The sequence below is a fragment of the Marinobacter sp. EN3 genome (assembly GCF_000475315.1).
GTDB classification, from domain to species: Bacteria; Pseudomonadota; Gammaproteobacteria; order Pseudomonadales; family Oleiphilaceae; genus Marinobacter; species Marinobacter nauticus.
Map to the genome: position 1 here is coordinate 1 of NZ_AXCC01000061.1, position 7,353 is coordinate 7,353.

Here is a 7,353-nt window from a genome sequence, read left to right on the forward strand (position 1 = left end):
ACCTTCAGCGGTTTACGCAGTCGCGGATATCGATTTCAACAAACGCGTTGTTTACATCCCGGAAACAAAAACGGGCGTACCTAGATGGGTACCACTCTCGAAAAAAGCGGTTCAGGTGTTAAACCACGTCCTGGATTACACGGGCGGATCGCAAACTGTTTTCTCCGTTACCTCACGACAGCGAGACGCCCTTTCGCGAAAAATCATGACAAAAGCTAGACTCGAGGGCATCCATTTCCACGACACACGGCGAACTGCTCTCACAAGGCTGGCGCAAAAATTTGGACCGATGGAGCTGGCCAAAATTTCTGGTCACAAGGATCTAAAAATTCTGCAATCAGTTTACTACGCGCCAGATCCTTCGGATTTGGTGCAAAAACTCGACTAGTTGATGCCTCGATCTGCTCCTTAAGCCGTTAGAATCGGACTGAGGAGCAGGCTACAGCGGCTCAAAATCACGCCCTGCACCAACTAAAATTACCATTTGAGGCTATTATGGTTCCCAGTTTATCCATCATTCTAGCGATTTTTTTAATCGCTATATCGCTTGGTGTCACTGCCATCTATGGAGCAATTCGATGGCATTACAGGGACGTCTATCGTGCAGAAAAAACGACCCAACACGGAACGTATAGGTAGATATTTCCACCTTTATTCTTGTAATTTTCTGAGAAAACCACAGTAGTTTCCGATTCAAAACCCACTAGAAACTGCGGAGGAAACCGTAACAAAACCGCCGTTTTTATCCTTCATATTCGTCCAAAATGGTGCTCATTTTTTCAGAATAACGAGGTGAAAAATCGTGGTTTTTACCCTCAGATTGCGACCAAAAACAGTTGTCGGAGCGCCACGCTGTTTTCCAGAGAGGACTTGGAACCACGCCCGAATTTTTCACCTCACTTTTTTAAGGGACTGTGCGGTTTTTAAATGTCTTATTTGGCTCCAAGGGGTCGCGTTTCCACATGACATATTTAGTATGGCGACTATCCGTTTTGTAAATCGCTTATAGCCCCTCAAAAATAGCCGTTTCCTCGCACCCAATTATATGCAAATTGCAACCATATATCTTGCTGACCTTACCAATTGCCATCCGAGCTATCGTGTAATCTGAGGCAAATATTTTTTGCAAAGAAAACGGGGGGTAACTACATGCTCCAACTAACGCGTGTAAATTCCTCCACCCCGTATCCACCTAGAAACCGGTGCGAACGGAGGAACAACATGCAACATCCAACCTCAGGTCTTGAACTAGCAGACACAGAGCTCCCTCAGAATCTGGAGCAGCTGTGCAAATTCTTTCTGTCAATGTTAGAGGCTGATAAACCAAGCCCAGACTCTCAGCTATGGACATCATCTGACGTAGCCAAATTTTTGCAAGTAAGCGAGGCCAGCGTTATGAAAAATTATTTCTACATGCCAGACTTCCCGACAGGCTTCCGCCTGCCCTCGAAACGTGGACTGGGAAGTCGACGCTGGTTTCCGGCGGACATTAAAAACTGGTGCGAGCGCTTGAACAATTCGTAGAGGTGCATCATATATGATCGAAGCTCATACCCAGTTGTCGCCCAGATCCAACAAGTCGTGCTCACAAAACGGGCCCTTAACCCCAGGTGAGCAGTCAACACACGGAGAACTGGTGCCAAAGGCATTCCCTTCCACGTCGATATCCCCGATCATCGGAAGGCCCGTGGCAGGATTCACGCAACCCAGAGGTTCGGAGAGACCAGGGAACCTCTGGTTCACCGCTTCTGCCTTGGATCCCGCCATGCTATTCAGGGGCAATTCCTCATCGCGCTCGCTTTCAGAAAGGGGCTCTAACCCGTTCCTTACTAATTCAAGAATGCACAGTAGATTTGCGATTTCCGGCAACCAAGAGGGCGAGCCCCAATGGACCGACAACGCTCAAATTGTTGGTATTGAGGTGAAAAGGAGCCTGTAGTTGCCCCCGCTAAACCGGACACCACCTTATTCGTTTGATGCCAGTTCCGCCCGGTACTCCCAGGGCGATTTCATTTTCAGCCCCTTGTGCGGGTGGCTGCGGTTATAGTCCTCGATCCATTCCGGCAACCTGGCCATCACCGTGGCGGCATCAGGAAGATCGTTCAGGTACACATAGTCCCGCTTGAACGTCTTCACGAAGGCCTCAGCCATGCCGTTGCTCTGAGGGCTTCTCACCGGTGTAGTACACACTACAAACCCCAGAGAGGACGCGAAGGCTCGCGTTTCTTTGGCAATGTAGCAACTGCCATTGTCCGTCAGCCATTCCAGCGGATGAGGCACTCGCTCTGACTGGCCGAACCGGTATTCCAAGCTTTCCAGCAGCAGGTCCTGAACCATCTCACCGGTGATGCCACCAGTAGTCGCTACATAGCGCATCAGCTCGCGATCACAGCAGTCCAGGCTGAAGGCTACACGGACAACCTCCTTGTTCCAGCAGCGGATCTCAAAGCCATCCGAGCACCAGCGAAGGTCCGGCTTCAACGTAATAACCTGGCCGTTGTGGCAGCGCTCTTGAGGTCGCCCTGTATACCGGGGTAACAGCAGCCCATCCTGCTTCATCAGTCGGTACACGCGCTTGTGGTTTACTCGCTCATCATTGGCTGCGAGCAACCGATTCAGTCGAGCCGTGATCCTTCGATAGCCATTGGCAGCACGGGCCTCGCACAGCTCACGGATAAACGGCAAATGCCGGTCATCGTCCTGTTTTCTGTATCTCGGGCTTCGGCCTTTCTGGCGACCATGAAGACGATCCAGAAGATTGGAGCGCGATACCTTCAGCACTTCCGCAACCCGCTTCAGAGGGTATCGTCCGGTGGCAGCAACGGCATGCGCGAGATCAACTTTTTTGACTGAGCCACCTCCAGGGCTTCCCGGAGTATTTCAGCTTCCATCGTCTTGCGGCCCAACATCCGCTCCAGCTCCCGAACCTTCTTGTTCAGGGCTTTCACCTCGGATGCGCTTACAACCTCATCACCGGATTCAATCGCGGACATGCCACCGTCTTTCATCAGCTTCTTCCAACGGAACAACAGACTTGCTGATATACCATGACGCCGGGCTACAAGCGATACCGACATGCCTGGCTGCTCACACTCTGCAACCATGAATGCTTTCTCCTGCGCGGAATACCGGCGACGGCGCTGCACTCCGGTTATGACTTCGATTCTCTCCACCTTGGACACTCCTTTGCACTAGGTCTATGCCTAGGCCTTTGCTTCTACCAAGGTGTCCGGTTTAAATGGGGGCTACTACAATACGAAACATTGGCTTTGCCGTACAGGATAGGACCTTCCCCCGCTAGTGCATTCATTGAAGTTACTGCAACCCCACCAAACACCAACATTGATAGACACTTTTTCATGGACACCTCTTCAGATTAGATAGATTCAAAATGACACTTGAAGTCTTTCAAATGCTGAGTAGATGGTGCTTTGCACTTATTGCAGAGTTGTTACATTTTTAAATTTTTTCTTTGTATTTCAACAACCTAAAACCAAAACCTTTTATTATATCCTTTGACACTGAATTGAACTTGAATATAAGCGGCTGTCTTCGTACATCGCGTCGTGGGCACGGAAGCGCTTTCCGTCTGACGCCAGGTCATTCACTAAATTCTTCTGTTCGCTCCCTGTGGTGGCCCCCGCTAAACCGGACACCACCTTGTTAATTTGATGCCAGCTCTGCCCGGTATTCCCCGGGCGATCTAATTGTTCCGCCCGTTCACGCCCTTTTTCCAGCGACCGGCCTGCCAAGACAATGTCGCTGTCGATCCGTTGCCCAAGAGTGTTGCAATAGCCGCCCCTGCAGCTCCGTAGCTACCAAGGATTAGTACGCTCTTGTTGCCCTGCCTCATCGTTGCTCAAACTCCTTTTAATGTACTCCAGTTCAACTCTTTAGTTACTACAGGGTCATACCGCAAGTCGTCGAATCGCGGTGGGTTCACCAGTGTCGTCAAAAACTAACAACTTAACGTTGACCCTGTAGTGACTACAGGGTTTTAAATAACGGAACTTGTGTGAGAACCGGAGCCGCGAAAATGAGCAAACCCTGCGATGGACAGTGTGGCAGCGAAGATTCTGTCGTTAACAATGAGCTTCAGAGCCCCGTCACCGCCGAAACAGACAGCCAGCTCAGCACCTACAGCGTGCCGAAAATGGATTGCCCCTCAGAAGAGCGAATGATTCGAATGGCGCTCACGGGTTTTGACAACATTCAGTCACTCTCATTCGACCTATCGAATCGAAAGCTGGAAATTATCCATCAAGGCGAAGTCGGACCTATTACCAGCAAACTGGAAACCCTGGGTCTGGGCGCTTCCTTGCAGAGGACAGAAGACGCCAGCGCTGAATCCGTCAGAGCGGCTGAATCTTCTAAGGCCAACGAAAGCGAAGAGTCCGGCACTTTATGGATACTGCTGGCAATCAACGCACTGATGTTTCTGGTCGAGATGACGATGGGCCTGATCGCCCAGTCCGCTGGCCTGATTGCAGACTCGCTAGACATGCTTGCCGATGCCGCCGTCTACGGTCTCGCGCTTTACGCCGTTGGGCACGGCATCAAAATGCAGGTCAGAGCGGCGCATGTGGCTGGCATACTCCAGCTTATCCTTGCCGCTGGGGTACTGGTTGAAGTTGGCAGGCGCTTTCTGTTTGGCAGTGATCCCCAGTCGTCAATGATGATGGCCGTCGCATCTGTGGCCCTTATTGCCAACATCAGTTGCCTGCTCCTGATCGCCAAACACCGTGACGGCGGTGCTCACATGAAAGCCAGCTGGATATTTTCGGCCAATGATGTGGTTATCAATCTGGGAGTTATCCTTGCAGCCCTTCTTGTTGCCTGGACCGGCTCCAACTACCCGGATCTGGTTATTGGCGGTATTGTGGGAGGCATTGTACTCATTGGTGCCAAGCGCATCCTTGCGCTAAAAGGATAATTCGATGTCTGAAGACCGTTCTCGCTTTTTTACGCTCACTTTTCTCGGCTTTTCGGCACTTATAGCTCTGGCCGACCAACTTATTAAATGGCTCGTCCAGCAATCCATGGCTTACGGACAATCGGTTGAGATCACCCCTTTCTTTAATTGGGTGCACGTATGGAATAAAGGCGCTGCCTTCAGTCTCTTTGCCGATGGCGGTGGCTGGCAGCGATATTTTTTTATTGCGATAGCCATTGTCGTCTCGGCTGTTCTGGTCAAATTGATTCGGGACAGCCATAAGCGAACCGAAGCACTAGCCTATTCGATGGTACTTGGCGGTGCATTTGGAAATGTCATCGACCGAGTTTTTCGAGGCTATGTTGTCGATTACCTGGATTTTCATTGGCAATCCCGGCACTGGCCGGCGTTCAACCTTGCCGACGTGTTCATCGTCCTGGGCGTGGCCATGATTTTGGTCACGAGCTTCACAGCCGAGAAAGGTGCCGGGAATAACATGGAAAATCGCCAGAATGGCTAGTTTTCGCGCGGTCGCAACACTCGCTAAGCCCTCTGAGCCAGGCTTAGCGAGTGTTGCGACTACGTTTAATTGAACAGCAACGACCAAGGAGAAAACAATGGGCCACGAGCATGCTCACATGTCACCGGATACTAAGGATAAGAGAGTTGCAGTAGCTATCTGGGCGAACGGTATCCTAACCTTGGCTCAGATCGCTGGAGGGATCTTCGCTGGCAGCTTGGCGCTGATAGCCGACGCTATACACAACTTTTCGGATATGGCGTCACTATTTATCGCATTTGCGGCGCGGAAGATTGCACGCCGCCCGGCCGACTCGAAGATGACCTTTGGCTACGGGAGAATTGAGGTTGTTGCGGCACTCATAAATTACACCACTTTGATAATGATCGGGGCATATTTGATCTACGAAGGTGGCATGCGATTCATAGATCCCCCGGAAATCAAGGGGTGGTGGGTAGTTTGGCTTGGCATTATCGCATTGGTAGTGGATGGTTTGACCGCGCTGCTTACTTACTCCATGCAAAAGGACAGCGTCAACATCCGTGCGCTGTTTCTACACAACTTGTCTGATGCGTTTGCGTCAATTGCAGTCGTTGTAGGCGGCGCCCTGATTCTCCTGTACGACATGCGTTGGGTTGATCCCGCGATCACAATTGGTATCGCAAGCTATATTCTCTACCTGGGTCTAACGGAAATCGGCGGAACCATCCGGACACTCATGCTGGGTAGTCCATTGGATATCGACACAGATTCTGTCATCGAGGCTTTATCAAACGTAGAAGGCGTTTTAGACCTTCACCACGTACATTTCTGGCAGATGGGTGAGCATGATGCCTCCCTCGACGCCCATGTGGTGGTCGAAATAAGTGCCTGGAATGAACTTGAAAAAGTCAAGGGTGGGATAAAACGAGCTTTGGAAAACGAGTTCGGCATCACTCATTCAACATTGGAGTTTGAACATCCTGATCACAGTCACAAAGATGCCCATACTTATGGCCATGGCTAGCAGGGCTGCTGAAAAGGGTACCGTGTGGCAGATATGCTGCGAATGGCCGACATTCCACTCGGTTACGAGCACGCCATGCGAGACGTAATTGAACGCCACCAGGTCTGGGCCTACCTCATCGCTGTTGTTTTCGGACTGTCTGTGGATTGGACATCGTCCCTCGGTGACAGTGTGCCGGATTACTTAATCTGGGGGTTGCTCGGAGTTCTGCTCTACGCCACATTTACTCAAACACCGTTGACCCACCTGTCTGATATGTTCCGGGACCGTCGGTTCATGGGTGCCTTGCTCACCGGAAATTTTCTGGTCATGCCGGCGATCACTGCCTTGCTGATATTGGCGCTGCCGGACAATGACGCGCTGAAGTTGGGAGTGCTTCTGGTATTGCTGATGCCCTGTACCGACTGGTTTGTCACCTTCACTCACCTAGGCAAGGGGGACAGCACCCGAGCCATTGCGGCAACACCGGTTCTGCTGATTGCTCAACTGGGTCTTCTTCCACTTTACCTCTGGCTTTTCATGGGTAATCAGTTCGACGTGAATCTTGAGCTTGGGCGGCACCTCCTGCCGGCCTTTGGCGGGCTGATTATTGTCCCGCTTATCCTGGCATTTCTGACTGAAAAATGGGCCGAAAACTCCAGAAAAGCCATCGGGTTCATTCGCTTCATGGGTCTGATGCCGGTCCCTCTGCTGACAGTCGTACTGTTCATCATCTCAATGACACAGGTCAGCCAGATCGACAGTACCGGCTCACTTATCTGGCCCTTGATGATTCTGTTTCCGGCCTATCTTCTAGCTGCGGCTCTGGTTGGAAAGGCTCTGCGCCGGGTCTTTCGATTACCGGTAGAAACCGGTCGCACCGTCATCTTCAGCCTAGCCCGGATTTCTCATAGG

7 protein-coding genes are annotated in these 7,353 nt (G+C 51.2%); 6 read left to right on the forward strand and 1 reads right to left on the reverse strand.

From position 1 onward, the window contains the following. Both Q675_RS33870 and Q675_RS33875 read left to right on the forward strand, forming a co-directional pair. Nucleotides 1-388: site-specific integrase (locus Q675_RS33870; protein ID WP_023011858.1), on the forward strand; the 388-nt coding region annotated here is incomplete at its 5' end. Between the two features lie 833 nt (nt 389-1,221). After that, nucleotides 1,222-1,524, forward strand: coding sequence for a helix-turn-helix transcriptional regulator (locus Q675_RS33875; protein WP_023011859.1), 303 nt, complete (start codon nt 1,222-1,224; stop codon nt 1,522-1,524). 441 nt (nt 1,525-1,965) lie between these two features. On the opposite strand, the gene Q675_RS33880 is transcribed toward Q675_RS33875, so the two are convergent. Then, nucleotides 1,966-3,173 (reverse strand): IS3-like element ISMaq2 family transposase gene (locus tag Q675_RS33880; RefSeq protein WP_152525078.1). Its coding sequence is split into 2 segments (ribosomal slippage): nt 1,966-2,846 and nt 2,846-3,173, totalling 1,209 coding nucleotides; the frame shifts between segments, so codons are not numbered across the junction. Between the two features lie 863 nt (nt 3,174-4,036). Between Q675_RS33880 and Q675_RS33890 the strand changes: the two genes are divergently transcribed. The 4 genes from Q675_RS33890 to Q675_RS33905 form a co-directional block, all read left to right on the forward strand. Next, complete coding sequence (locus Q675_RS33890; RefSeq protein ID WP_023011861.1) at nt 4,037-4,933, forward strand: cation transporter; 897 nt, start codon at nt 4,037-4,039, stop codon at nt 4,931-4,933. Nucleotides 4,934-4,937: 4 nt separating this feature from the next. Further along, on the forward strand, nt 4,938-5,453 hold the full coding sequence (gene lspA, locus Q675_RS33895) for a signal peptidase II (RefSeq protein ID WP_023011862.1): 516 nt from the start codon (nt 4,938-4,940) through the stop codon (nt 5,451-5,453). A 97-nt stretch (nt 5,454-5,550) separates the two neighbouring features. Next, on the forward strand, nt 5,551-6,459 hold the full coding sequence (locus tag Q675_RS33900; RefSeq protein WP_023011863.1) for a cation diffusion facilitator family transporter: 909 nt from the start codon (nt 5,551-5,553) through the stop codon (nt 6,457-6,459). Between the two features lie 33 nt (nt 6,460-6,492). Continuing rightward, nucleotides 6,493-7,353, forward strand: an 861-nt coding sequence (locus Q675_RS33905) for a bile acid:sodium symporter (RefSeq protein WP_023011864.1), incomplete at its 3' end; no start/stop codon positions are given.